Source organism: Streptomyces sp. NPDC050504 (assembly GCF_044458065.1).
In the GTDB taxonomy this organism is placed as follows: domain Bacteria; phylum Actinomycetota; class Actinomycetes; order Streptomycetales; family Streptomycetaceae; genus Streptomyces.
This window is the reverse complement of the sequence record NZ_JBITHO010000013.1, coordinates 211,303-235,509: the sequence shown is the minus strand read 5'-3', so window position 1 is coordinate 235,509 and position 24,207 is coordinate 211,303. Positions and strand designations below refer to the sequence as shown.

Genomic DNA, 24,207 nt, shown 5'->3' with positions numbered 1-24,207 from the left:
GGCCCCTAGGGCAGCCGCAGTCGGGGCTTGGGCGCGTCCGTGCGCCCCGTCGGCGGGCGGCGGCTGCCCGCGCGGTACGGGAGGGGCCAGGTCGCGCCGGGCCCCTCGTACCCCTGCTCCGCCGCCGCGTGCAACGTCCAGTGCGGGTCGTACAGGTGCGGCCGCCCCACCGCGCACAGGTCCGCCCGCCCCGCGAGCAGCAGCGAGTTGACGTCGTCCCAGGACGAGATCGCGCCGACGGCGACGACCGGGACGCCCAGCTCGTTGCGGATCCGGTCCGCGTACGGGACCTGGTAGGAGCGCCCGTACTCGGGCCGCTCGCCGGGCACCACCTGCCCGGTGGAGACGTCGATCGCGTCCGCCCCGTGCGCCGCGAACGCCCGCGCGATCTCCACCGCGTCGTCCGCCGTCGTGCCGCCCGCCGCCCAGTCGGTCGCGGAGAGCCGCACGGTCAGCGGCCGGTCGCCGGGCCAGATCGAGCGGACCGCGTCCAGCACCTCCAGCGGGAAGCGCAGCCGCCCGGCGAGCGACCCGCCGTACTCGTCGTCGCGGGTGTTGGTGAGCGGGGAGAGGAAGCCGGAGAGCAGGTAGCCGTGCGCGCAGTGCAGTTCGAGGAGGTCGAACCCGGCGCGCGCGGCCCGCCACGCCGCCGCCGCGAACTGTTCGCGGACCTCGGTGAGCCCGGCCCGGTCCAGCGCGTGCGGCACCTGGTTGACCCCGGCGCGGTACGGCAGCGGGGAGGCGGCGACCAGCGGCCAGTTGCCGTCCTGGAGCGGCTGGTCGATGCCCTCCCACATCAGCTTCGTCGAGCCCTTGCGCCCGGAGTGGCCGAGCTGGACGCCGATCGCCGTGCCGGGCGCCTGCGCGTGGACGAAGTCCGTGACGCGGCGCCAGGCGGTGGCCTGTTCGTGGGTGTAGAGGCCGGTGCAGCCGGGCGTGATGCGGCCCTGGGCGCTGACGCACACCATCTCGGTCATCACGAGCCCGGCGCCGCCGAGCGCGCGTCCGCCGAGGTGGACGAGGTGGAAGTCGCCGGGGACGCCGTCCACGGCCGAGTACACGTCCATCGGCGAGACGACCACGCGGTTGCGCAGGGTCAGGCCGCGCAGCGTGAAGGGCGTGAACATGGGGGGCGTGGCGGGCGGGCAGCCGTACTCGCGCTCGACGGCGGTGGTGAAGGCCGCGTCGCGCAGCCCGAGGTTGTCGTGGGTGACGCGGCGGCTGCGGGTGAGCAGGTTGAAGGCGAACTGGTGGGGCGGCTGGTCGAGGTAGGTGCCCAGCTCCTCGAACCAGCGCAGGCTGGCCGCCGCCGCGCGCTGCGTCGACTCCACGACGGGACGGCGCTCCGCCTCGTACGCGGCGAGGGCCTCGGCGAGGGTCGGCCGCTCCTCGACGCACGCGGCGAGCGCGAGCGCGTCCTCGACGGCGAGCTTGGTGCCGGAGCCGATGGAGAAGTGCGCGGTGTGCGCGGCGTCGCCCAGCAGGACGGTGTTGCCGTGCGACCAGCGGTCGTTGACGACGGTCCTGAAGGCCGTCCAGGCGGAGTTGTTGCCGCGCAGCGGGCGGCCGTCCAGCGCGCCGGCGAAGACCTTGGCGCACAGCTCGGTGGATTCGCGCTGGTCGGCGGTGTCGAGGCCGGCCGCGCGCCAGACCTCCTCGCGCATCTCGACGATGACGGTGGAGGCGTCGGGCGCGAAGGGGTAGGCGTGCAGTTGCATCACGCCGTGCTCGGTCTCGGCGATCTCGAAGCGGAACGCGGAGAACGCGAAGTCGGCGGCGAGCCAGATGTAGCGGCAGCGGTGGGTGCTGACGCGGGGCGCGAAGGCCTCGGGGTGCGCCTCGCGGGTCGCGCTGTGCACGCCGTCGGCGGCGATCACCAGGTCGTGCGCGGCGGCGAGTTCGGCGGCCGGCGGGGCCTCGGTGCGGAAGCGGAGGCGTACGCCGAGGGAGGCGCAGCGCTCGTGGAGGATCTCCAGGAGCCGGCGGCGGCCGAGCGCGGCGAAGCCGTGGCCGCCGGAGGTGAGGGTGCGGCCCCGGTGGACGACGTCTATGTCGTCCCAGCGGACGAACTCGGCCGTCAGCGCGGCGTACACGGCGGGATCGGCGTGCTCGATGCCGCCCAGGGTCTCGTCGGAGAGGACGACGCCGAAGCCGAAGGTGTCGTCGGGGGCGTTGCGCTCCCAGACGGTGATCTCGCGGTCCGGGTCGAGGCGCTTGAGGAGGGCCGCGGCGTAGAGCCCGCCCGGCCCGCCGCCGATGACGGCGACCTTCAGGGGGCGGCCCGCGCGCGCGGGCCGGGGCGCCTGGGCGGGGGTGCCCGCCGGATCGGACACCGCTACCGCCCCCGCCACTTCGGCGGGCGCTTCTCGGTGAACGCCGCGTGGAACTCCGCGTAGTCCTCGCCGTTCATCAGCAGCGCCTGGGTGGCCGCGTCCAGTTCGACCGACGCGGCCAGCGGCATGTCGAGCTCGGCCGTGAGCAGCGCCTTGGTCTGGGCGTACGCGAGGGCCGGGCCGTCCGCGAGGCGGCGGGCCAGCTCGGCGGCGCGCACGTCGGCGCGGCCCTCCTCGGTGAGCTCGCTGAGCAGGCCGATCCGCTCGGCCTCCGGCGCGCGCACGGGCTCGCCGAGCATGAGCAGCCGGGTGGCGTGGCCGAGGCCGACGACGCGCGGCAGGAGGTACGCGGCGCCCATGTCGCCGCCGGAGAGGCCGACCTTGGTGAAGAGGAACGAGAAGCGCGCGGAGGGGTCGGCGACGCGGAAGTCCGCGGCGAGCGCCAGCACGGCGCCCGCGCCCGCCGCCACTCCGTGCACGGCGGCGACCACCGGGAAGGGGCACTCCCTGATCGCCCGTACGACCTGGCCCGTCATGCGGTTGAAGTCGAGGAGCTGGGCGGTGTCCATGGCGAGGGTGGCGCCGATGATGTCGTCCACGTCGCCGCCCGAGCAGAAGCCGCGCCCCTCGCCGCCCAGCACCAGGGCGCGCACCTCGCGCTCGCGGGAGAGCTGGGCGAGCAGGTCGCGCAGGTCCGCGTAGGCGCCGAAGGTGAGGGCGTTGAGCTTGTCGGGCCTGGCGAGGGTGACGGTCGCGACGTGGTCCTCGACCGTCAGGCGCAGATGGCGCCACTCCTCGGCGCGCGGTGCGGAGCTGGGGAAGGGGCTCATGGGCACTGCCTCCTCGGGGGCACGGGCCTTGCGGGGGCACGGCCTCGGGCACGACGCTGCACCTACGAAGCTATCACTCGTACGTGACCGTCGTCACCGATACGCGATAGAGCGGCCGTGGGCCGTACGCGTCGAAAGTGACGTAGGTCCCATTCGGAGCCGGTCGGGCGACTCTTGTTCCCCACCTACTGGTTCGTAAGGTTGAAAGCAGGAAATCTTGCCCCCCGAACGGATCTCCCGAATTGTCCGAGACTCCCGCCTCCTGGCGCATCACCCTGCCGCACTCCACGGCCGCCGTGCCGATCGCCCGCGCCCTGATCCGCACCGCCCTGGCCGACATCGAGGCCACCGCCGACTGCGACACCGCCGAACTGCTCACCGCCGAACTGGTGGCGAACGCGGTGGAGCACACCGAGGGCGACGAACCGATCGAGCTGGTCGTCGAGCTGCTGCCGACCGGCTGCCAGGTCGAGGTCCACGACCGCGACCCGGCGCCGCCCGGCGACCTCACGCCGCCGCGCCCCGGCGACGAGCCCGACCCGTGGCAGGAGCACGGCCGCGGCCTGCTCCTGATCCGCACCCTCTCCTCGGCCTGCGGTCACCGCGCGACCGAGCACGGCAAGGCGGTCTGGTTCACGCTCCCCGCGCGGGAGCACTGACCCGGGCCCCGGCGGCCGCGGCCAGCCGGGAGCGGGAGCGGCCGTAGAACTGGTAGACCAGCGCGCCGACCACGAGGAACGCGGCGAACTGCAGCCAGGTCCGCCACCCCGTCCCGTACATCAGGTAGAGGCAGAACGCGGCGCCGAGCGCCGGGCTCAGGGGGTAGAGCGGCACCCGGAAGGAGCGCTGGAGGTCCGGGTCGCGGCGGCGCAGCGCGACGACCGCGACGTTGACCGCGCACATGATGGCCAGCGCGCCGATGGTCGTGAGGTTGACGACGACGTCGAGCGGGGCGAAGGCCGCGGGGACGGCGAAGACGGCGGCGACGATCCAGGTGTTGGCGACGGGCGTCGCGGTCTTCGGCGAGACGCGCTCGAAGACGCGCGGGATCAGGCCGTCGCGGGACATCGACATCAGGATGCGGGTCTGCCCGTACATCACGGCGAGCACGACGGACGCGATCGCGACGACCGCGCCGAACGCGATGACGCCGCCGCCGACGGTCGAGTCGGTGACCTGGTTGACGATCAGCGAGAGCGCGGCGGGCTTGTCGGCGACGTCGTCGGCGCCGAGCGCGCCGATGGCCGCGAGGGCGACGGCGCAGTACAGCAGCGTGACCACGCCGATGCAGATCATGATCGCGACGGGGATGTTCCTGCGCGGGTCCTTCACCTCTTCGCCCGCCGTGGTGATGGCGTCGAACCCGATGTACGAGAAGAAGGCCAGCGAGGCGCCCGAGGTGACGCCGCCGATGCCGTGCACGGCGAACGGCGCGAGGTTGCCGTCCTCGAAGGCGGTGAAGGCGATGGCGCAGAAGAGCAGCAGGATCGCGAGCTTGAGCACCGCCATGGCGGCCGTGGCCCGCGCGCTCTCCCGGATGCCGCGCACCAGCAGGACGGCGGCGAGCAGCATCACCACGACGGCGGGGAGGTTGACCGCGCCGCCCTCGGCGGGGCCCGCGGACAGGGCGGCGGGCAGCTCCCAGCCGGCGAGGCTGTTCAGCAGTTCGTTGACGTACTGGCTCCAGCCGACGGCGACCGCCGAGACGGAGACGCCGTACTCCAGGAGCAGGCACCAGCCGACGAGGAAGGCGGTGCGCTCGCCGAGCGCGGCGTACGCGAAGGAGTAGGAGCTTCCCGAGACCGGGATCGCGCCGCCCAGCTCGGCGAAGGCGAACGCGGTGAAGATGCAGGTGACCGCGGCGAGGACGTACGAGACGACGACGGCGGGGCCCGCCTTCGCGACGCTGTCGGCGAGGCCGACGAAGATGCCGGTGCCGACGATGGCGCCGATGCCGAAGCTCACGAGCTGGAAGAGCCCCATGGTGCGCTTCAGGCCGTGGCCCTCCAGGTCGGCGCCGGATTCGGCGACCAGTTGGTCGGGGCTCTTGATGCGCATGGGGTGGTTCTCTTCTCTTGCCGTACACAAAAAAGAAGTGGGGTTCGAGCGTGCGAGCCCGAACCCCACCAACTGACCACATAGTAGCCAGCAAACTGCATATTCACCCAATCGGGCGTATCTCTATGCGCCCAGAGTGGCCACCATCACGGCCTTGATGGTGTGCATCCGGTTCTCCGCCTCGTCGAAGACCACGGAGTGCTCCGACTCGAAGACCTCGTCGGTGACCTCCAGCTCGGTGAGGCCGTGGTCGGCGTGGATCTCGCGGCCGACCTTGGTGCCGAGGTCGTGGAAGGCGGGCAGGCAGTGCAGGAACTTCACGTCGGGATTGCCGGTCGCGCGCAGCACGTCCATGGTCACGGCGTACGGGCCGAGGGCCTTGATGCGCTCGGCCCAGACCTCCTTCGGCTCCCCCATCGAGACCCAGACGTCGGTGGCGACGAAGTCGGCGCCGGCGACGCCCTCCTCGATGGACTCGGTGAGGGTGATGCGCGCGCCGCTGGCCGCGGCCGCCTCGCGGGCGAGGGCGACGACGCCGTCGGCGGGCCAGTAGGACTTCGGCGCGACGATCCGCACGTCCATGCCGAGCAGGGCGCCGGTGACCAGGTAGGAGTTGCCCATGTTGAAGCGGGCGTCGCCGAGGTACGCGAAGGCGGTCCCGTGGACCGGCTTGTCGGTGTGCTCGGTCATGGTGAGCACGTCGGCGAGCATCTGGGTGGGGTGCCAGTCGTCGGTGAGGCCGTTGTAGACCGGCACGCCGCCGTGCTCGGCGAGCGCCTCGACGGCCTCCTGGGAGTCGCCCCGGAACTCGATCGCGTCGAACATCCGGCCGAGCACGCGCGCGGTGTCCCGCACCGACTCTTTGTGCCCCATCTGGGAGCCCGAGGGATCGAGGTAGGTGGTCGACGCGCCCTGGTCGGCGGCGGCGACCTCGAAGGCGCAGCGGGTGCGGGTCGACGTCTTCTGGAAGATCAGGGCGATGTTCCTGCCGCGCAGCCGCTGGACCTCGGCGCCCTGCTTCTTGGCCGCCTTGAGCTCGGCGGCCAGCTCGACCAGGCCGAGGAACTCCTCGGCCGTGAAGTCCAGCTCCTTCAGAAAGTGGCGGCCCACGAGGTCTATGGCCATGGTGACTGCTCCCTGGTCTCCCCGGTGCCGGCGGCGCCCGCCGCGCGACTGATGGAAATCTATGTGATGTTGCGCATCACTATACGCCACCCCGTGTCGCGCTCACCGGGCGGCCCGCGCACCGCGTCCGCGGAACGGCCCGCGCACCTTGAAGCGGAACGGTCCACGCACCGCGCCCCGCGAGGCGGAACGGCTCACGCGCCGCGTTCCACGGGACAGCTCATGCACCGCGGCCCGCCCCGCCCCCGCCCCAGCTCGCTGCCCGGGATCTCGATCACCTCGATGCCCTGCTTGCGCAGGTGCGTGTTGGTCGTGACGTTGCGCTCGTACGCCACCACCACGCCGGGCTCCACCGCCAGCACGTTGCAGCCGTCGTCCCACTGCTCGCGCTCCGCCGCGTGCACGTCCTGCGTGGCCGTCAGCACCCTGATCGAGTCCAGGCCGAGCGCGGCGGCGATCGCCCGGTGCATGTGGGCGGGCGGGTGGTCGGTGACCTTGAGCTCCTGGCCGCCGTCACCCGGCTCGATCGTGTACGAGCGGAGCATGCCGAGGCCCGCGTACTGCGTGAAGGTGTCCCCGTCGACCATCGTCATCACGGTGTCCAGGTGCATGAACGCCCGCCGCTTGGGCATGTCCAGCGCCACGATCGTGCGCGCCGAACCCGTCGCGAACAGCCCGCGCGCCAGCATCTCCACCGCCTGCGGCGTGGTCCGCTCGCTCATCCCGATCAGCACGGCGCCGTTGCCGATCACCAGCACGTCGCCGCCCTCGATCGTGGACGGGTAGTCGTCCTGCCCCTCGGACCAGTGGTGGAAGTCGCCGGCCTCCGGGCCCGTGAAGAGCGGATGGTGCTTGTAGATCGCCTCGAAGTGCACGGTCTCCCGCTGCCGCGCGGGCCAGCGCATCGCGTTGATGGACACGCCGTCGTAGATCCAGGCGGAGGTGTCGCGCGTGAAGAGGTGGTTGGGCAGCGGACCCAGCAGGAAGTCGTCCAGGTCCATCACGTGGAAGCGGACCGACGTGGGCTCGGCGTGCCCCTCCAGGAACTCCCGCTTCGTCATGCCGCCCACCAGCGCAGGCGCCAGCCGCACCGACGGCATCGCGTCGAAGGCCGCGCGCAGGTGCTCGGTGGCCAGCGGACCGTACTCCTTCTCGTCGAAGACCCGGTCCAGGACGAGCTTCCTGGCCGCCGGCACGTTCAGCGCCTCCGTCAGCAGGTCGCCGAAGAGGTGCACCTCGACGCCCCGGTCGCGCAGCACGTCCGCGAACCCGTCGTGCTCCTGGCGGGCCCGGCGCACCCACAGCACGTCGTCGAAGAGCAACGCGTCCTTGTTGCTCGGCGTGAGCCTCTTCAGCTCCAGGTCGGGTCGGTGGAGGATGACGCGGCGCAGCCGCCCTGACTCGGAATCGACTCGGAATCCCATGTCTCCCATCCTGACCCGGCTGCCCGCGCACCACTCGGCGAACCCGCGCAAGAATCGGCGAACCCTCCCGGGGGATCCCTCCCCGGCGAACCCTCCCCGGGGATCCCGCCCCGGGAAGAAATCACTGGTCACGCCAGAAGTGCGCGGGCAGACTCGAAAGCGTGTTTCTGACGATCACCACCACAGGCACCCCGGAACGCCCCGCGACCGACCTCGGCTTCCTGCTGCACAAGCATCCCGAGAAGGCGCAGGCGTTCTCCACCTCCTACGGCACCGCGCACGTCTTCTACCCCGAGGCGTCGGCCGAGCGCTGCACCGCCGCGCTGCTCCTGGAGGTCGACCCCGTGGCGCTGGTCAGGCGGCGGCACGGCGGCAAGGGCCGCGGCGGCGCGCCCGACGCCGCGCTCGCGCAGTACGTCAACGACCGGCCGTACGCCGCGTCCTCGCTGCTCGCCGTCGGCATGAGCCGGGTCTTCGCGAGCGCGCTCAAGGGGCAGTGCGCCGCCCGCCCCGAGCTGGTGGAACGCCCCCTGCCGCTGCGCGTCGAGGTGCCGTCGCTGCCCGCGCGCGGCGGCGCCGACCTGGTGCGCGCGCTGTTCGAACCGCTGGGCTGGACGGTGGGCGCCGCGCCGGTCGCGCTGGACGAGCGGTTCCCCGAGTGGGGCGAGTCCCGATACGTCACGCTGACGCTGACGGGCGGGCACACGGTCGCCGACGCGCTGCGCCACCTGTACGTCCTGCTGCCGGTGCTCGACGACGCCAAGCACTACTGGGTCGCCCCCGACGAGGTCGACAAGCTGCTGCGGTCCGGCGAGGGCTGGCTGGCCACGCACCCCGAGCAGAAGCTGATCACCAGCCGCTACCTCTCCCGGCGCTGGGGACTGACCCGCGACGCCCTGGAGCGCCTGGAGCTGCTGCGGCTCGCCGAGGCCGACGACACGGACGTCGAGGAGATCGACAACGCCGTCGACGAGACCGAGGACACCGAGGAGCGCCCGGTGCCGCTGGCCGAGCTGCGGCGCGGGGCGATCACGGCCGCGCTGACGGCGGCGGGCGCGCACCGGGTGCTCGACCTGGGCTGCGGTCAGGGCCAGCTGGTGCAGGCGCTGCTGAAGGACGCGCGGTTCACCGAGGTCGTCGGGGTCGACGTGTCGGTACGCGCGCTGACGGTCGCCGCGCGGCGGCTGCGCCTGGAGCGGATGGGCGAGCGGCAGGCCGCGCGCGTCAAGCTGCTCCAGGGCTCGCTCGCGTACACCGACAAGCGGCTCAAGGGGTACGACGCGGCGGTGCTCAGCGAGGTGATCGAGCACCTGGACCTGCCGAGGCTGCCCGCGCTCGAATACGCGGTCTTCGGCGCGGCCCGCCCCGGAACCGTGCTGGTGACGACGCCGAACGTCGAGTACAACGTGCGCTGGGAGAGCCTGCCCGCCGGGCACGCGCGCCACGGCGACCACCGCTTCGAGTGGACGCGCGCGGAGTTCCGCGCGTGGGCCGACGCCGTCGCGGGGCGGTACGGCTACACGGTGTCGTACGCCGCCGTGGGCACCGACGACCCGGAGGTCGGACCGCCGACCCAGATGGCCGTCTTCACCGTGGCCGCACAGCCCCCGACCGACTCGGCTCCGAAGGAGGAGCAGGCAGCATGACCAGCAACCCCACGCCCGTGGCCGCCGCAGCCGCCCCCGCGGCCCGCAGGCTCCCCGTGACCGACCTCTCCCTCGTGGTCCTCGTCGGCGCCACCGGATCCGGCAAGTCCAGCTTCGCCCGCAAGCACTTCAAGCCCACCGAGGTCGTCTCCAGCGACTTCTGCCGCGGCCTGGTCGCCGACGACGAGAACGACCAGAGCGCCAGCAAGGACGCCTTCGAGGTCCTCCACTACATCGCGGGCAAGCGGCTGGCCGCCGGGCGGCTGACCGTCGTCGACGCGACCAACGTGCAGCCGGAGGCGCGCCGCCAGCTGGTCCAGCTGGCGCGGCAGTACGACGTGCTGCCGATCGCGATCGTGCTCGACGTGCCCGAGTCGGTGTGCGCGGAGCGCAACGCGTCCCGCCCCGACCGGGCCGGCATGCCGCGCCACGTCATCGGCCGCCACCAGCGCGAACTGCGCCGCTCGCTGCGCGGCCTCGAACGCGAGGGCTTCCGCAAGGTGCACGTGCTGCGCGGGGTCGACGAGGTCGACGCGGCCGAGGTCGTCCTGGAGAAGCGCTTCAACGACCTCAGGCACCTCACGGGCCCCTTCGACATCGTCGGCGACATCCACGGCTGCCGCTCCGAGCTGGAGACCCTGCTGGCGAAGCTGGGGTACGAGGACGGGGTGCACCCCGAGGGCCGTACCGCGGTCTTCGTCGGCGACCTGGTCGACCGGGGCCCCGACAGCCCCGGCGTGCTGCGCCGCGTCATGTCCATGGTCGCCTCGGGCGACGCGCTGTGCGTGCCGGGAAACCACGAGAACAAGCTCGGGCGGTGGCTGTCGGGCAAGAAGGTCCAGCTCACGCACGGTCTCGCCGAGACGGTCGAGCAGTTGGGCCGCGAGAGCGACGAGTTCCGCGCCGAGGTCCAGGAGTTCATCGGGAACCTGGTCAGCCACTACGTCCTGGACGGGGGCAGGCTGGTCGTCTGCCACGCGGGCCTGCCGGAGAAGTACCACGGCCGCACGTCGGGACGGGTGCGCTCGCACGCGCTGTACGGCGACACGACCGGTGAGACCGACGAGTTCGGGCTGCCCGTGCGCTACCCGTGGGCCGAGGAGTACCGGGGCCGCGCCACCGTGGTCTACGGCCACACCCCCGTCCCGAACACCTCCTGGATCAACAACACCATCTGCCTCGACACGGGCGCGGTGTTCGGCGGCAAGATGACCGCGCTGCGCTGGCCCGAGCGGGAACTGGTCGACGTACCGGCCGAGCGGGTCTGGTACGAGCCGGCCAGGCCGCTGTCGTCCGACGCGCCCGGCGGACACGAGGGGCGTCCGCTGGACCTGGCGGACGTGCACGGCCGCCGCGTCGTCGAGACCCGGCACTCGGGGAACGTCGCGGTGCGCGAGGAGAACGCGGCGGCGGCCCTGGAGGTCATGAGCCGCTTCGCGGTCGACCCGCGCCTGGTCCCCTATCTGCCGCCGACGATGGCCCCGACCGCGACCTCGTCCCGCGAGGGCTACCTGGAGCACCCGGCGGAGGCGTTCGCCCAGTACGCGGCCGACGGCGTGGACAAGGTCGTGTGCGAGGAGAAGCACATGGGCTCGCGGGCGGTGGTCCTGGTGTGCCGCGACGCCCAGGCGGCGCGGACGCACTTCGGCGTGGAGGGACCCGGCGGGCCGACGGGGTCGCTGTACACCCGCACCGGCCGCCCCTTCTTCGACGACCCGTCGACGACCGAGGCGGTGCTGGCGCGGGTACGGGACGCGGCGACCGCCGCCGACCTGTGGTCGACCCTGTCCACGGACTGGCTGCTGCTGGACGCCGAGCTGATGCCGTGGTCGCTCAAGGCATCGGGGCTGCTGCGCACGCAGTACGCGGCGGTGGGAGCGGCGTCCGGAGCGGTGTTCCCGCCCGCGCTCGCCGCACTGGAGTCGGCGAAGGCCCGGGGCGCGGACGTCTCCGAGCTCCTCGCCCGCCAGCGCGACCGGGCCGAGGACGCGACGGCGTTCACCGAGGCGTACCGCCGCTACTGCTGGCCGACCCACGGCCTGGAGGGCGTCCACCTGGCCCCCTTCCAGCTCCTGGCGGTCCAGGGCCGTTCGCTGACGGCGCTCCCGCACGACGAGCAGCTGGCACTGCTGGACCGCCTGATCGAGCACGACGGATCGGGCCTCCTGCGGACGACGCGCCGACTGGTCGTCGACACGGCGGACGAGGCGTCCGTCCGGTCGGGCGTCGACTGGTGGCTGGAGATGACCGGCCGGGGCGGCGAGGGCATGGTGGTCAAGCCGCTGGCCGCGCTGGTCCGCGACGCCCGGGGGCGCCTGGTCCAGCCCGGCATCAAGTGCCGGGGCCGCGAGTACCTCCGGATCATCTACGGCCCCGAGTACACCCGCCCCGACAACCTGACGCGCCTGCGCAGCCGCTTCCTGAACCACAAGCGGTCCCTGGCCCTGCGCGAGTACGCCCTGGGCCTGGAGTCCCTGGACCGACTGGCAGCAGGCGAACCGCTGTGGCGCGTCCACGAGGCGGTGTTCGCGGTACTGGCCCTGGAATCCGAACCGGTGGACCCGAGGCTGTAAGCACGGTCACCGAAAGGCCACCCGCACCCCGGTGACGGTCCGGCCAACAGTTCCCCGCGCCCCGTCAGGGGCGCGGGGCCGTACCCGATATGCGGCCCCGCCACACGGACGCGAGCACGGGGGCGCCCCGTCAGGGGCGCGGGGAACTGCGCGGGAGTGGGGCACACGCCGAGCGAACCCGCCCACCCCGAGCGGACTCGCCCCAAGCCCCACCCAGCCACCGGCAGGTCTTCGGGAAGGGGCGGGGTGGGGGACGCCCCGCGCAGCGGCCCCCACCCCGCGCAACGGACCCCGCCCCGCGCAACGAACCCCGCAAAGCAACGCCCCCTACTGCCCCGCCAACCCCGAGATCTCCCCCGGCCCCACCCGACAGCACCCCCCGACCAACCGCGCCCCGACCTCCACCCACTCCCGCACCCCCGCCGGGGTGAACGTCGAGCCCCCGCGCCACGCCCCCTCCCCCGCGTCCCACCGCTCCCCGCTGTTCGGGTACGCCACCCCCGCCTTCCCCGTCACCGCGACCGCCGTCTCCACCGCGCCCCGCACGTCCTCCGGCGCACAGCAGTTGACGCCCACCGCGATCACCTGGTCGACCCCGGCCGCCACCCCGAACGCCTCGGCCAGCCCCTGCCCAGCCCGCGTCCGCTCCCCCGCCACGCTGTACGAGAGCCAGACCGGCACCCCCACCCCGTCCACCGCCCGCAGCAGCGCCTCCGCCTCCACCACGTCCGGCACCGTCTCCAGTGCCAGCACGTCGGGCCCCGCCTCCACCAGCGCCTCGATCCGGGGCCGGTGGAAGCGCTCCAGCTCCCGCACGGACAGCCCGTACCGCCCCCGGTACTCGCTGCCGTCCGCGAGCATCGCGCCATAGGGCCCGACCGAGGCCGCCACCCAGACCTCGTGGTCCACGGAGCCCCCCGCCCGGCGAGCCAGTTCGACGCTCCGGGCAAGCAGGGCGCGGGCCTCCCCGCGCCCGATGCCCCGTCGCGCGAAGCCCTCGAACGTCGCCTGGTAGCTGGACGTGATGAGCACCTGCGCGCCCGCCCGCACGTACGCCCCGTGCGCGGCCTCGATCTGCCCGGGATCGTCGGCGATGAGCCGGGCGGACCAGAGGGCGTCACCCAAGTCGCAGCCCTGGGACTCCAGTTGGTTGGAGAGGCCGCCGTCCAGCACGAGCGGCCGGCCCGCACCGCTCCGCACACCGTCCACGGCTCCGGCGACGGCCCCGACCTCCGCCAGCGCCTGGGCCTGGGCCAGCGCCTGGGCCAACGTACGCACGGGCTTCACGACAACGCCCCGTCCCTCTCTCCACGCTCTCCCGGCCGACCCCGTTCGCCTCCCTCGCCTACCCCCTCCTCTCGACCGCGCCCAGCTGCGACTGGACCTGTGCCGAGATCAGCTCCAGGTGATCCAGGTCGTCCAGGTCCAGCACCTGGAGGTACACCCGGGACGCACCGATCTCCGCGTACCGGCCGATCTTGTCGACGACCTCGGCGGGCGAGCCCGCGAGACCGTTCGCCTTCAGCTCCTCCACCTCCCGTCCGATCGCCGCCGCCCGCCGGGCGACCTCCGCGTCGTCCTTGCCGACGCACACCACCAGCGCGTTGGAGTACACCAGCTCGTCCGCGTCGCGCCCGATCGCGGCGGCCGCCTCCCGCACCCGCTTGAACTGCCGCTCGCTGTCCTCGATCGAGGCGAAGGGGATGTTGAACTCGTCGGCGTACCGCGCGGCCAGCCGGGGCGTCCTGGTCGCACCGTGTCCACCGATCAGCACCGGCACCTTGTCCTGCGCGGGCTTGGGCAGGGCGGGCGAGTCGGTCAGCCGGTAGTGCTTCCCCTCGTACGAGAACGTCTTGCCGACCTCCGTCCCCCACAGGCCGGTGACGATCGCGAGCTGCTCCTCCAGACGGCCGAACTTCTCGCGCGGGAACGGGATGCCGTACGCCTGGTGCTCCTCCTCGAACCAGCCCGCGCCCAGCCCCAGCTCGACCCGGCCGCCCGACATCCGGTCGACCTGGGCGACCTGGATCGCCAGCACGCCAGGGAGCCGGAAGGTCCCCGCCGTCATGAGGGTGCCGAGGCGGATCCGCTTGGTCTCCCTCGCGAGCCCGGCGAGGGTGATCCAGGCGTCGGTCGGACCCGGCAGCCCGTCGGCCGATCCCATGCGGAGGTAATGGTCGGAGCGGAAGAACGCGTCGAAGCCGAGCTCCTCGGTCGCCTTGGCGACGGTGAGCAAAGTGTCGTAGTCGGCCCCCTGCTGGGGCTCCGTGAAGATGCGAAGATCCATGGTTCCATCCTGCACCTTCGAACTGCCGTCAACCTCACCTCCCGCTCCACGCCCGCACCGGCTCAGTCGGGTGAATATCCGTCAACCTGGTGGCCCTCGCGCATCCCGGCACGTGACCGCTGCCCCCGTGCGATCGTTTCCGGTGGCGGAGCCGGACCGCCCGGCCCGCGCGTCGGCGGCCGCAGCCGGTGCGTGTCTTGCGAATGCCGTCCCCTCGCGGGGACGGCCAGGGCCGAGGAGGCCGCCATGTCCCAGGAAGCCGTGCCCGACCAGGCCGTACCCGAGCAGCGGGACGGTGCCCCCAAGGGGCTGCTTCAGCAGATGGAGGAGCTGATGGCGGCGCTCAACGCCGACCTCTCCCAGCTCGACGCCGACCTCCAGTCCTCCGTCGACCGCGGACCGGCGGACCGGACCGCCCCCGAAGCCGCCGCACCCGGCTCCGGCGCGCACACCACCACCGCCCCCGCCGACACCACCGCCTCCACCGACCGTCCGGACGGCGAACCGGGCCGCTGACCGCGCGGCTCTCACGACCCCGCCGCCGAGTCCGCCGGGTCGGGCGGCTTCGCCCCGTCCCACACCACGCGCAGCGGTCTGCTCCGGTCCCGGTCCGCGAGCCTGCGCAGCATTCCGCGCGCCCGGTCGGTGGACTCGTCGGCCGCGTCGATGGCCTCGATGCACTGCCAGTAGAGCCCCTCGTCGTCGGTGTCGCACGCGACACCGACGAGCGCTATCCCCACCTCCCCCAGCAGCGCGCAGAGCCCGTTCAACGCCGCGCGCGGATCGGCCACTCCGGTCAGCTGCACCGCCCTTATCCCGCCGGTGCGCAGCACTTGGAGGTCGAGCACTCCGCAGCCCCGCCCGCCCAGCTCGCTCAAGTCTCGCGCCTCGCCTCTCAGTTCGGGCGGACCGTCCACCGCTATGCGGCTGCCGATCGCCTGGGCGAGCGCCTGGGCCTGCCAGGCCTCCGCCACGATCTCCAGCGCGCCCCGGCTCTGCGCCAGTGTGTGGCGGCATACTCCGATGAGTCGCTCCGCATCCATGCGCCGCCCCCGTCCATGTCGACAACACCTTCTGCCAGTTCATTACCCAGAGTGAGTGAATGTGAGCAGAAAGGCCAGGGGAATTCGGAAATCTGTGGACACAAAGCCGGTTGTGGATAACCAGCTCACTCCGGAGAGTGACGAAGAGGTCTCTGAGGGCCCTTCGAGGCTGGGAATCGAAGCTCGTTCCGGTCGATCTTGGCGGCCAGCGCCGCCAGCGGATCGACCCCCAACACCTCGCAGAACTGCAGCAGGTACGCCAGCACATCGGCCACTTCGTCGGCCACCCGGTGCGCCGACTCCGGCTCCTCCATCACCTTCTCGGACTCCTCCGGCGTCAACCACTGGAAGATCTCGACCAGTTCGGACGCCTCGACGCTGAGTGCCGTCGCGAGGTTCTTGGGCGTGTGGTACGGCTGCCAGTCGCGCGCGGCGGCGAAGTCGGCGAGCCTGCGCTGCAACGCGCGCACATCATGTTCGGTCACGGCTCCAGGTCTACCACCGTCACTCCCGGCGTCCGCCGCGCGGCCGCCGCGTCGGCCACCGTGCCCAGCAGCCTGATGTGCCCGTGCTCGCTCGCCTTGACGGCAAGCCCCAGCAGTTCCCCCGCCTGCCGCCGGTCCAGCGAGCGGTCGAGCCCGTCGGCCAGCACCATCAGCGACTGCCGCGCGGGAAGCAGCTCGGCGACCTGGTCGACGGCCAGCACGCCCGGCCCCGTCAGCAGCACCAGCGCCAGGGCCAGGAAGCGCAGTTCGCCCTCGCCGAGCCGGCCCAGCGGAGTGTCCGCGCGCTGCGCGCCCCGGTCGAGCACCGCGCGCACCGTGCCGTCCGCCAGCCGTCGCGCCGCCAGCTCGGCCACGGGACCCGCGCATCCCGCGCGGGCGGCCGCCGCCAGCATCGCGTGCCGCTTCGCGCATTCGGCGCGCGTCCGCCACAGCACCTCGGCGAGGTTGTCGCAGCCGCGCCGCAGCCGCCCCTCCCCCAGCGGTACGGGCGCCCGCATCCGGCCGGGCTGGGGGTCGCAGGCGAACACCGAGCGCAGCGCCACGACGGCCTGCTCGGCGGCGGCCAGCACCTGCAACTGCCCCGCCGTCTTGCCCGCCACCCGCAGGGGCAGGAGCGCGGTGCCCAGCCGGTCGTCGGGGAACGGCGCCTTGGTGACGGGCACGGTGCCCGCCGTGTACCAGGCCGCTTCGACGGAAGGGCGCCCCGGGTCCCGTAACGCCGTGCTCAGCAGGGTCTGTCCGGCGCTGGTCAGCCGCTCCCCGACGATGCGCAGTTCGGGCTCCGCCTGCACCGCGAGGTCGAGCAGCACCGGCCCCTGGGGCCCCTCGACGGTGCAGCCGATCCGGAAGCCCCGCCTGCCCTGCGCGTCGGCGCCCGCCCGCTCGGGCACGCACCCGACGGGGTCGGGGAAGACGTCGGCGAGCTCGGCTCCCGAGGCGAGGCGCCCCAGCGCCTCGTACACCTGGAGCACGCTGGACTTGCCGCTGCCGCTCGACCCTGTCAGGAGCGTCAACGGGCCCAGCGCGAAGGCCGCGCCGCGGTGCGCCTTGAAGGCGGAGAGGCGCAGTTCGCTGAGGACGGGACGGGTGGGGCGCCCGGGAAGCGTGGCGCAGTTGGTGCTGTAGGCATCCATGCTCCGGACCGTATGCAGCCCCGGGAGTGGCGAACCGTTACGCCTTGACCACCTTCCTACGATCGGGCGACGGCCTCGGGCGCCACGCTCGCCGCGGCGATGCCAGCGACCTCCGTGCCGACGGGCGCGAGCAGGAAGACGTTGCGGTCGACGCGGTGCATGCCGCAGCCGAGCCCGAAGACGATGCCGCTGCTGAAGTCCAGGATCCGCTTCGCCACCTCGCTGTCGGCGCCGGTCAGGTCGAGCAGCACCGGAATCTGCGCCATCAGGTACTCGGCGACCTCGCGCGCGTCCGCGAAGATCTGCACGCGCAGCACGACGAAGCGGCGCTGCTCCGCGGCGGAGTCCATGTAGTCCTGCGGGATGGTGCGGTGGTCCACCCGGGACGGCCACTCGTTGCGGCCGCGCAACGGCACGACCTGTGCCAGGCCCTCCCACTGCTCGTCGGTCACGTCGTACCTCTCGTACCTGCTCATGGGGCCATAATCCCGCGCTTCACTCGATCGGCCCAACACCGACACGGTTCACCGAGACATATGTGCACGATCCCCTGCCGCTCCCGCCCCCCGCCCACCCCTCCAGCACCAGCTCGCACAGCAGCGCACGGACGGTGAAGTGCGCATCACCCGCAAGAGTGAGCAGGACGCACAGAGAGTCGACGCCACCCCGTCCGCCGCACTCCTCCGGTGAAGATCAACTCGTACAGTCGGTGGCCGTGCCCCAGCGCAGGAACTCGGTGCCTCCAGCGCCGTCGAGAACCGCCACCGCATATTGGGAGTAGGTCCACCCCTGTCCGGCTCGTGATTCCGCAAGGACGACCTGGCAGGCTGTGTCAGCGGCCGCCACACCCCACTGCTCCCGCGTGCTCCGGTCCCACTCTGGCTTCGTGGCCCACACGTACATCACGCCTTCGTGCGGGGCGAAGCCGATGCTCGTGTTCTCATCACTGATGTAGCGGGGGTCGTCGAGCAGCCGCGAGTTGGCGTTCCAGTCGGCGAAGAGCCGGTGAACCGCCTCGGTCGCCACCCTGATCTCACGCTTGTCGACGCTGGGGATCCGCGCCGCGGCCAGGCCTTCTTCGGTGGGGCGCCAGTCCGGGGCCTGCCTGGAGTCGGCAGCGCTGCGATCGACGGCTTGCGTGATGCAGCCGATGTTGGCACGGAAGTCGTCTTCCCACACGATCACCGGTGACGCAGGAGCAGTGTTGTCGACCAAGACGTACTCGTCGTACGGGAGGTCCTTGTAAAGGCCCGCCATCATGGCCAGGGTCGAGCAGGCATTCTCAGCCACCTCTTGCACGACGTACGGTTCCACGGTCGGGCCGCTGATGGCTATGTAGATCTCCCTCCGGGACGGGGCATAGCTCACGTCGTATTCGCCGATGTAGCCGTAATCCTCGCCCACGCCGATGCCGATGTCGTGTCCGAGTGCACTCCCGGTCTCGATCTCTGCCTCTCCCTTGGCGCGACGAGCCGCACGCCACGTGCTGATCGTTGCCTCGTTCGCATCGGCGTCCGTATTCGCAGGCGAAGGAGACGACGCCGGGCCCGCCTGAGCCCGGGTACCCGCTGTGGGTGGAGCGGAAGGCGCCATGGCCGCCGTTGTGGCGTGGGATCCGTCGGCATAAGGGCGTGAGCTCGACGAAGTCGTCTCTGTACCGTCGGGCTGCAACGCCAACACCCCGCCTGCCAGACCACCTATGGCAGCTCCCACGGCCACCGCGATGCCGATGAGGCGCACGCTCGGACGAGTTGGGCGTCTCCAGCCCGGGTCGTCCTCGGTGGGGACGTCCCACTGAGCTGTGACGAGATCGCTCGCCAGCGTCGGTTCCGCAACGGCTGGGGCGACTTGCGTGGCCTGAGCCGCAAGGAGGGCAACACACTCCTCGGCGGCAGCCCGCGCGGTGACCCGGCTACCCGGCTCCTTGGCGAGCGCGCTGCTCACGACTGCGCGAAGGTCGCCGGGAAGGCCGTGCAGGTCAGGCTCTTCGGACATGACGCGGTAGGCCACCGCGTCGGGGGCGCCCGCTCCGAAGGGAGCGCGCCCTGTCGCCGCGAGGGCGACGAGGGCGCCCCAGACGAACATGTCTCCCTCGGAACCTGTCGTACCCGTGCGGTAATGCTCAGGGCTGATCCAGCCCGGTGTACCGGTCAGAACGCCAGTACGCGTCACGGAGGTGCCGTCGGCGGCATGAGCGATGCCGAAGTCCAGGACGCGGGGGCCGACAGGGGTGAGGACGACGTTCTGCGGCTTGACGTCTCTGTGGACGACTCCAGCAGCATGAATGGCCGCGAGCGCCTGGGCCGTACCGGTGGCAAAGGCGTACAAGGTTCCACCGGCCAGCGGACCGTGCACGGCGATGTACCGATCGAGGGTGGGTCCTGGGACGTACTCAGTGGCCAGCCAGGGCGACGCGGCTTCGGCATCTGCCGCGATCAGGGGCACGAGGCACGGTCCCTGGACACGCCCCGAGAGCTGGACCTCCCTGCGGAAACGGGCTCGGAACTCCGCGTCGTCAGCCTGTGCGGGGTGAACTACCTTGACCGCGAACCGTAGGCCGACGGAGTCGAGGCCCGCGTACACGGTCCCCATGCCGCCCGCTCCGAGACGACCGATGATCCGATACGGCCCGACGCGCTTGGGATCACCGGGGCGGGCAGCCGACACCCGCCCATCAGAACGAGCGCTACTCACCGGGCTTCCGCTCCCCCTCGAACGCGCGGCAGGCCGAGGGCCGGACGCGTACTGACGCCTGGAAGCTGGATGTTAGCCGTGCACCGAAGCAACATGCCTTGTCTTCCCGAACATTGGTCGGTACGCCCCGCCCGCGAGGCGCCCAACGCGAAACAGTGCGGACGAGACCCGCTCACCGCACTCGCTGTGGTGCACCTTGCTCGCCGACACACACCGCGCGGCGAGATGCCACCCGCAACACCCCGCAGCGCCGTGAAGCCAGGCAGAGAGACCTACTTCACTGGCTCCGAGACCGCCACGCACTCCAATGGGGCGAACGCCCGGAAGTCTCGCCTGACAAGCGTGCAAGCCACGTCAGTTTGCAGGCACTCTTGACTAAATATCTCCAATCAACCTACATCAACCGGTGTTTGCAGCTTGGTACGTCATGGGCATCCTGTATAGGTCTGATCGTCGGCGTGGTGCAACCATGGGGGGCCGATGGCAAGAAGGGGCATCTGGTCGGAAAAGGGAACGATCGAATCGGTCGCGAACCTCGTCGCTCAATTCGGCGACGAGGTCAGGGGCAAGCTGCAAGGTCCCGCAGGGGCGGTCAGCAGCAGGGAAGACAGCCTGACCGCGCCGGTGGAGCATCTACTGCGCGGCATGGCCTCGCGACAACGCATCACACTCATCGTCCACGGTCAGAGTCGCGTCAAGGAGCTTGGGATCCGACCCGACTTCGCCATTGCCTGTAGCGGCAGGACCATAGGACACGTCGAACTGAAGCAGCCGGGCTCAGGGGCCGATCCGGAACAGTGGCCGGCGAAGAGCCACGACCGCAAGCAGTGGGAGAAGATCAAAGCACTTCACAATGTGCTGTACACCGACGGGTACCAGTGGGCGGTCTACCGTTTCGGCGTACAGGTGGGCCCGACCGGAATCTTGGTCGGAGACCTCGATGCCGGTAGCCGACAACTCGTCGTCGCGGACACCGGGTTCGAGCGCGCCCTCACGCACTTCTTCCTTCCGGCGCCCATCGTCCACGACAGTGTCAACGAACTGGTCAAACGAATCGCGGGTATCTGCGCCCTGCTGCGTGACGAAGTCACCGAACGCCTCACTCGCGAGGAGCACGGGGAGGCTGACGCTGCGTTCTCGATCCTGGCCGACAACTGGAAGGACTTGCTCTTCCCCGACGCCCGCCCGGAAGAGTTCGCGGACCAATACAGTCAGACGCTGACGTTTGCCATGCTGCTGGCTCGCCTTGAGCACATTGATCTTGGCAGGCTCACGCTCCCCGAGGTCGCGATCCGACTGGGCAAGCGACATTCCTTGATGGGCAAGGCGCTGGCGGTACTGACGGACGACGCCCTCGACGATCTGCGAGGCGTCATCGACCCGTTGATCGATGTCATATCGGCCGTCGATCCTGAGATGTTCAAGGACGAGACCGGAGACGCCTACCTCCACTTGTACGAGGGCTTTCTTGGCGCCTACGACCCAGAACTACGACGGCGGACAGGTACGTACTACACGGCTGGCGAGGTCGTCCGCTTCATGGTCGGTTTCACTGACGAGGTACTGCGTGACCGGCTCGGCCAGGAGGACGGGTACGGAAGCGAGGACGTCACCGTCGTCGACCCTGCCATGGGTACCGGAACCTTCCTCATCAACATCATCGACCACGTCGCCAAGTCCCTGTCACTGAAGTACGGCAGGGCACTCAAGTCCGGGCTTCTCCGGGAACTCTCGGGTCGGTTGGTCGGCCTGGAGAAACAGACTGGGCCGTACGCGGTCGCTGAACTCCGCGTGCACCACGCCTTCCGGTCCCACGATGCCGATGTCGCGCGCCGCCCGCCTAGGCTCCTGGTGGCCGACACACTTGACGATCCCGCCATCGAGCACCACCTGGGCTTCATGTACGAGGCGATCGCCCGCCACCGCCGAATGGCGAACAAGGTCAAGGCGGACGAGAGGGTCATGGTGGTAATCGGCAATCCGCCCTACCTGCGGGGTGCGAGACAGTCGGGCGTCGGACGCTGGGTCACCGAGGGCAACCCGAACGGCCAGGGGCCGATCCTCGCCCGCTTCCACCCAGAGGACAACGGGCGCGTCGGATACGCCCTCGACAACCTCTACGTCTATTTCTGGGCGTGGTCCACTTGGAAGGTCTTCGACCAGTTGACCGCCTCTGGAGCGCCGAAGGCCCCCAGTGGGATCGTCGCTCTCATCACCAACTCCGGATACCTGGACAGTGAGGGCTCGGCCGGCATGCGCCACTACCTGCGCGAGGCCGCAGACGAGGGCTGGGTCATCGGCCTCTCCCCCGAGGGCGCCTACTCCAACTCGGGCACCCGTGTCTTCCAGGACGTCAAACGGGAGATCTGCATCGCCGTCTTCGTCCGCCATGGCGCCCCGAACACGGGTACACCGGCGCGGGTACGGCGACTCGACGTCCCCGCAGGCACACGCGAGGAAAAGTTCACCTGGCTGGAAGGGCTGGGCATCGACGGCCACCGCGACGGGACCTCCTGGCAGCTCTGCCCCACACAGTGGACCGCGCCCTTTCACGTGACGTCCGACTCCGAGTGGTCGGCAATGCCATCGGTGGACGCCCTGTTGCCCTGGACGAGCTCCGGCAACAAGAACAACCGGAGCTGGCCCGCCTCACCCAGCCGGGGCGTTCTGGAAGACCGCTGGCGCAGGCTCGTCCAGGCTCCGGTAGAGGCCAAGGCAGCGCTGATGAAGAGCACCGGAGACCGCCGACCGGACAAGCTCGAACCACCCCTGCCCGGCCAGCAGGAGAGGGGCACCCTCATCGAGGAGGAGGAAACGGTTCCGGTCGTTGTCCCGTACGGACGCATGACCCTCGATCGACAGTACGTAATCGCGGACCGGAGAGTGATCGACCGGCCACGGCCGGCCTTGTGGTTCGCCCACAACGACCAGCGCCAGATCTACCTGTCCGAACTCCACACGGAGTCAGGCCGCCCCGGCCCGGCGGTGAGCTTCACCGCCCTTCTGCCCGACATCCATCACTTCAAAGGCACGGAAGGCGGCCGCGTCGCCCCTCTCTACCGCCACCCCCACCAGGCTGAACCGAACGTGACCCCTGGCCTGCTGCGGCTGCTCGCCAAAACGCATGGCGCGACCGTCACCGCCGAGGACCTCTTCGCGTACATCGCTGGAATAGCCGGCCACAGCGGCTACACCTGCCGCTTCGCCGCGAACCTCGCCGAGCGGGGTGCCCACATCCCTGTGACGCGCGACCCGGCACTCTGGGCCGAGCTCGTGGAAGTGGGCAGGCGTACGGTGTGGATCCACACGTACGGCCAGCGCTTCGCGTCCCACCACGTCGGTTCGCCTGGATCGACCCCGAGGCTTCCCCCGCAGGAGCAACCGGAATGCATTTCCGTGATCGGAGAGGACGACGAGCTGCCTGAGGACATCTCCTACGATGCGTCCACACGAACCCTCACTGTGGGCACGGGCCGTATACTTCCCGTGGCACCGGAGGTCTGGGGCTACCGGATCGGCGGGGTGCGGGTGATCCGCAAGTGGTTCGGCTTCCGCAAGCGCAAGCCAGACGTGGAACGGCAGACCCCGTTGAACGACATCCTGCCCCCGACCTGGCCTGCTCGGTGGACCGTTGACCTCCTCGACCTCATCAACGCACTCGGGCTCCTCGTAGCCCTCGAACCCCGACAGGCCCAACTGCTGGACTCCGTGTGCAACGGCCCACTCATCAGCATCGACGACCTACGGGGCGAGGGCATCCTGCCCGTCCCCGCCTATGCGACCAGGGAACCGAAACCTCCGCGAAGGTCTCGGCGCTCTCCTGGCCCTGACCAGGAGAGCCTTGACTTCCCGCACTTACACCCCCACTCAGGTGCCTGACGTCCAGGCGTAGCCCCGCAGATCAGGCGTCCTACCTCACCGGCTCCAGGATCGCCACGCACTCCAAGTGCTGCGTCATCGGGAAGGTGTCGGCCTGGACGGGAGCAGAGAAGACCGCAGGTCAATCATGATTCTCCCGCCTCACCGACGGCCTCACAGGGGCCATGAGCGTCAAACGAGCGTCACGGCGGGCGAACCAATCCCCGCTCTGCCCCTCCCTCGCCAGATCCCCGAGCAATCTGGACCTGGACATCAGACTGTCCCCGCCAACGGGCCTCAATCAGGAATAATCGACCCTATGTCGCTCTCCGAAGCCGCCGCACTCGCCCCGGGCGTCGCCGACCCGTACCGGATCAAGTTCGTACGGCGGCTGCCCGGCTCCCTGGACGAGCTGCGCGGGCCGGTGCGCGGCGTGGTCGAGCTGCCGCTGACGGTGGCCTGGTCTGGGCTGCGTTCCTTCGACCTGGACCGGCCGCGGCTGCGGATGAGCCTGTACCGCACGGTGCTGTCCGAGGGCATGCGCGAGGACCTGTGCCGCTTCCTCGACGCCGACCTGCTCATCGAACTATGGCCGACTCTGCGCACCCTGATCGGCACCGCCGTCCGCGACGCCTGGGAGGGCGCGTTCCCCGAACTGCGTGAAGCAGGCCGGACCACCGCCGCGTGAAGAAACCAC

The 24,207-nt window shown here is 71.1% G+C and carries 18 protein-coding genes; 6 read left to right on the top strand and 12 right to left on the bottom strand.

Annotation, left to right across the window (positions count from 1 at the left end; all coding sequences use genetic code 11):
* Positions 1–5 precede the first annotated feature (5 nt).
* Both ACIBNE_RS37120 and ACIBNE_RS37115 read right to left on the bottom strand, forming a co-directional pair.
* A complete protein-coding gene (locus tag ACIBNE_RS37120; protein WP_399279715.1) occupies positions 6–2,351 on the bottom strand; it encodes a bifunctional salicylyl-CoA 5-hydroxylase/oxidoreductase in 2,346 nt (781 codons plus the stop codon).
* A complete protein-coding gene (locus tag ACIBNE_RS37115; protein WP_399279713.1) occupies positions 2,336–3,163 on the bottom strand; it encodes an enoyl-CoA hydratase family protein in 828 nt (275 codons plus the stop codon). The genes ACIBNE_RS37120 and ACIBNE_RS37115 overlap by 16 nt, the downstream gene beginning before the upstream one ends.
* Positions 3,164–3,405: 242 nt before the next feature.
* Here ACIBNE_RS37115 and ACIBNE_RS37110 point away from each other — a divergent pair, with 242 nt between their 5' ends.
* On the top strand, positions 3,406–3,822 hold the full coding sequence (locus ACIBNE_RS37110) for an ATP-binding protein (RefSeq protein WP_399279711.1): 417 nt from the start codon (positions 3,406–3,408) through the stop codon (positions 3,820–3,822).
* Here ACIBNE_RS37110 and ACIBNE_RS37105 read toward each other — a convergent pair.
* The 3 genes from ACIBNE_RS37105 to ACIBNE_RS37095 all read right to left on the bottom strand — a co-directional run bounded on the left by ACIBNE_RS37105 (position 3,797) and on the right by ACIBNE_RS37095 (position 7,770).
* Positions 3,797–5,221, bottom strand: coding sequence for an amino acid permease (locus tag ACIBNE_RS37105; RefSeq protein ID WP_399279709.1), 1,425 nt, complete (start codon positions 5,219–5,221; stop codon positions 3,797–3,799). The genes ACIBNE_RS37110 and ACIBNE_RS37105 overlap by 26 nt on opposite strands.
* Before the next feature lie 123 nt (positions 5,222–5,344).
* Positions 5,345–6,346, bottom strand: a complete 1,002-nt coding sequence (gene argF, locus ACIBNE_RS37100; protein WP_399279707.1) for an ornithine carbamoyltransferase — start codon at positions 6,344–6,346, stop codon at positions 5,345–5,347.
* Positions 6,347–6,540: 194 nt separating this feature from the next.
* Positions 6,541–7,770: an arginine deiminase gene (locus tag ACIBNE_RS37095; protein ID WP_399279705.1), complete on the bottom strand. Its 1,230-nt coding sequence runs from the start codon at positions 7,768–7,770 to the stop codon at positions 6,541–6,543.
* 161 nt (positions 7,771–7,931) lie between these two features.
* Between ACIBNE_RS37095 and ACIBNE_RS37090 the strand changes: the two genes are divergently transcribed.
* Both ACIBNE_RS37090 and ACIBNE_RS37085 read left to right on the top strand, forming a co-directional pair.
* Positions 7,932–9,416, top strand: a complete 1,485-nt coding sequence (locus ACIBNE_RS37090) for a 3' terminal RNA ribose 2'-O-methyltransferase Hen1 (protein ID WP_399279703.1) — start codon at positions 7,932–7,934, stop codon at positions 9,414–9,416.
* Entirely contained in the window at positions 9,413–11,989 is a 2,577-nt protein-coding gene (locus ACIBNE_RS37085) for a polynucleotide kinase-phosphatase (protein ID WP_399279701.1), read from the top strand. Before ACIBNE_RS37090 ends, ACIBNE_RS37085 begins: the two co-directional genes overlap by 4 nt.
* 327 nt (positions 11,990–12,316) lie before the next feature.
* Here the strand turns inward: ACIBNE_RS37085 and mmuM are convergent, their stop codons facing one another.
* Positions 12,317–13,276 (bottom strand): homocysteine S-methyltransferase, encoded by a 960-nt coding sequence (gene mmuM / locus ACIBNE_RS37080; protein WP_399279699.1) that lies wholly within the window; start codon positions 13,274–13,276, stop codon positions 12,317–12,319.
* A gap of 58 nt (positions 13,277–13,334) precedes the next feature.
* The gene (locus ACIBNE_RS37075) at positions 13,335–14,276 is read right to left on the bottom strand and encodes an LLM class F420-dependent oxidoreductase (protein WP_399279698.1); all 942 of its coding nucleotides are present in this window, start codon (positions 14,274–14,276) and stop codon (positions 13,335–13,337) included.
* 246 nt (positions 14,277–14,522) lie between these two features.
* Here ACIBNE_RS37075 and ACIBNE_RS37070 point away from each other — a divergent pair, with 246 nt between their 5' ends.
* Complete coding sequence (locus ACIBNE_RS37070) at positions 14,523–14,792, top strand: hypothetical protein (RefSeq protein ID WP_399279847.1); 270 nt, start codon at positions 14,523–14,525, stop codon at positions 14,790–14,792.
* 11 nt (positions 14,793–14,803) lie between these two features.
* Here ACIBNE_RS37070 and ACIBNE_RS37065 read toward each other — a convergent pair whose 3' ends face one another.
* The 5 genes from ACIBNE_RS37065 to ACIBNE_RS37045 form a co-directional block, all read right to left on the bottom strand.
* Positions 14,804–15,319: a DUF6099 family protein gene (locus ACIBNE_RS37065; protein ID WP_399279696.1), complete on the bottom strand. Its 516-nt coding sequence runs from the start codon at positions 15,317–15,319 to the stop codon at positions 14,804–14,806.
* 125 nt (positions 15,320–15,444) lie between these two features.
* Positions 15,445–15,804 carry a nucleotide pyrophosphohydrolase gene (locus ACIBNE_RS37060; protein ID WP_399279694.1) on the bottom strand — a complete coding sequence of 120 codons (360 nt, stop codon included), beginning with the start codon at positions 15,802–15,804 and terminating at the stop codon, positions 15,445–15,447.
* Positions 15,801–16,958, bottom strand: coding sequence for an ATP-binding protein (locus ACIBNE_RS37055; RefSeq protein WP_399279693.1), 1,158 nt, complete (start codon positions 16,956–16,958; stop codon positions 15,801–15,803). The genes ACIBNE_RS37060 and ACIBNE_RS37055 overlap by 4 nt, the downstream gene beginning before the upstream one ends.
* A gap of 56 nt (positions 16,959–17,014) precedes the next feature.
* Complete coding sequence (locus ACIBNE_RS37050; RefSeq protein ID WP_399279691.1) at positions 17,015–17,434, bottom strand: cell division protein SepF; 420 nt, start codon at positions 17,432–17,434, stop codon at positions 17,015–17,017.
* Positions 17,435–17,651: 217 nt separating this feature from the next.
* Positions 17,652–19,625: a protein kinase gene (locus tag ACIBNE_RS37045; protein WP_399279689.1), complete on the bottom strand. Its 1,974-nt coding sequence runs from the start codon at positions 19,623–19,625 to the stop codon at positions 17,652–17,654.
* 507 nt (positions 19,626–20,132) lie between these two features.
* On the opposite strand from ACIBNE_RS37045, the gene ACIBNE_RS37040 reads away from it, so the two are divergent.
* Positions 20,133–23,531: a type ISP restriction/modification enzyme gene (locus ACIBNE_RS37040; RefSeq protein WP_399279687.1), complete on the top strand. Its 3,399-nt coding sequence runs from the start codon at positions 20,133–20,135 to the stop codon at positions 23,529–23,531.
* A gap of 298 nt (positions 23,532–23,829) precedes the next feature.
* On the top strand, positions 23,830–24,198 hold the full coding sequence (locus ACIBNE_RS37035; protein WP_399279686.1) for a hypothetical protein: 369 nt from the start codon (positions 23,830–23,832) through the stop codon (positions 24,196–24,198).
* Positions 24,199–24,207: the final 9 nt, after the last annotated feature.

What these genes read in the sequence shown, in the direction of transcription:
- ACIBNE_RS37065 (WP_399279696.1), bottom strand. Translation starts at nt 15,319, where the DNA reads ATGGATGCGGAGCGACTCATCGGAGTATGCCGCCACACACTGGCGCAG.
- ACIBNE_RS37055 (WP_399279693.1), bottom strand. Translation starts at nt 16,958, where the DNA reads ATGGATGCCTACAGCACCAACTGCGCCACGCTTCCCGGGCGCCCCACC.
- ACIBNE_RS37040 (WP_399279687.1), top strand. Translation starts at nt 20,133, where the DNA reads ATGGCAAGAAGGGGCATCTGGTCGGAAAAGGGAACGATCGAATCGGTC.
- ACIBNE_RS37050 (WP_399279691.1), bottom strand. Translation starts at nt 17,434, where the DNA reads ATGAGCAGGTACGAGAGGTACGACGTGACCGACGAGCAGTGGGAGGGC.
- ACIBNE_RS37075 (WP_399279698.1), bottom strand. Translation starts at nt 14,276, where the DNA reads ATGGATCTTCGCATCTTCACGGAGCCCCAGCAGGGGGCCGACTACGAC.
- ACIBNE_RS37105 (WP_399279709.1), bottom strand. Translation starts at nt 5,221, where the DNA reads ATGCGCATCAAGAGCCCCGACCAACTGGTCGCCGAATCCGGCGCCGAC.
- ACIBNE_RS37035 (WP_399279686.1), top strand. Translation starts at nt 23,830, where the DNA reads ATGTCGCTCTCCGAAGCCGCCGCACTCGCCCCGGGCGTCGCCGACCCG.
- ACIBNE_RS37070 (WP_399279847.1), top strand. Translation starts at nt 14,523, where the DNA reads ATGTCCCAGGAAGCCGTGCCCGACCAGGCCGTACCCGAGCAGCGGGAC.
- ACIBNE_RS37085 (WP_399279701.1), top strand. Translation starts at nt 9,413, where the DNA reads ATGACCAGCAACCCCACGCCCGTGGCCGCCGCAGCCGCCCCCGCGGCC.
- ACIBNE_RS37115 (WP_399279713.1), bottom strand. Translation starts at nt 3,163, where the DNA reads ATGAGCCCCTTCCCCAGCTCCGCACCGCGCGCCGAGGAGTGGCGCCAT.
- ACIBNE_RS37095 (WP_399279705.1), bottom strand. Translation starts at nt 7,770, where the DNA reads ATGGGATTCCGAGTCGATTCCGAGTCAGGGCGGCTGCGCCGCGTCATC.
- argF (WP_399279707.1), bottom strand. Translation starts at nt 6,346, where the DNA reads ATGGCCATAGACCTCGTGGGCCGCCACTTTCTGAAGGAGCTGGACTTC.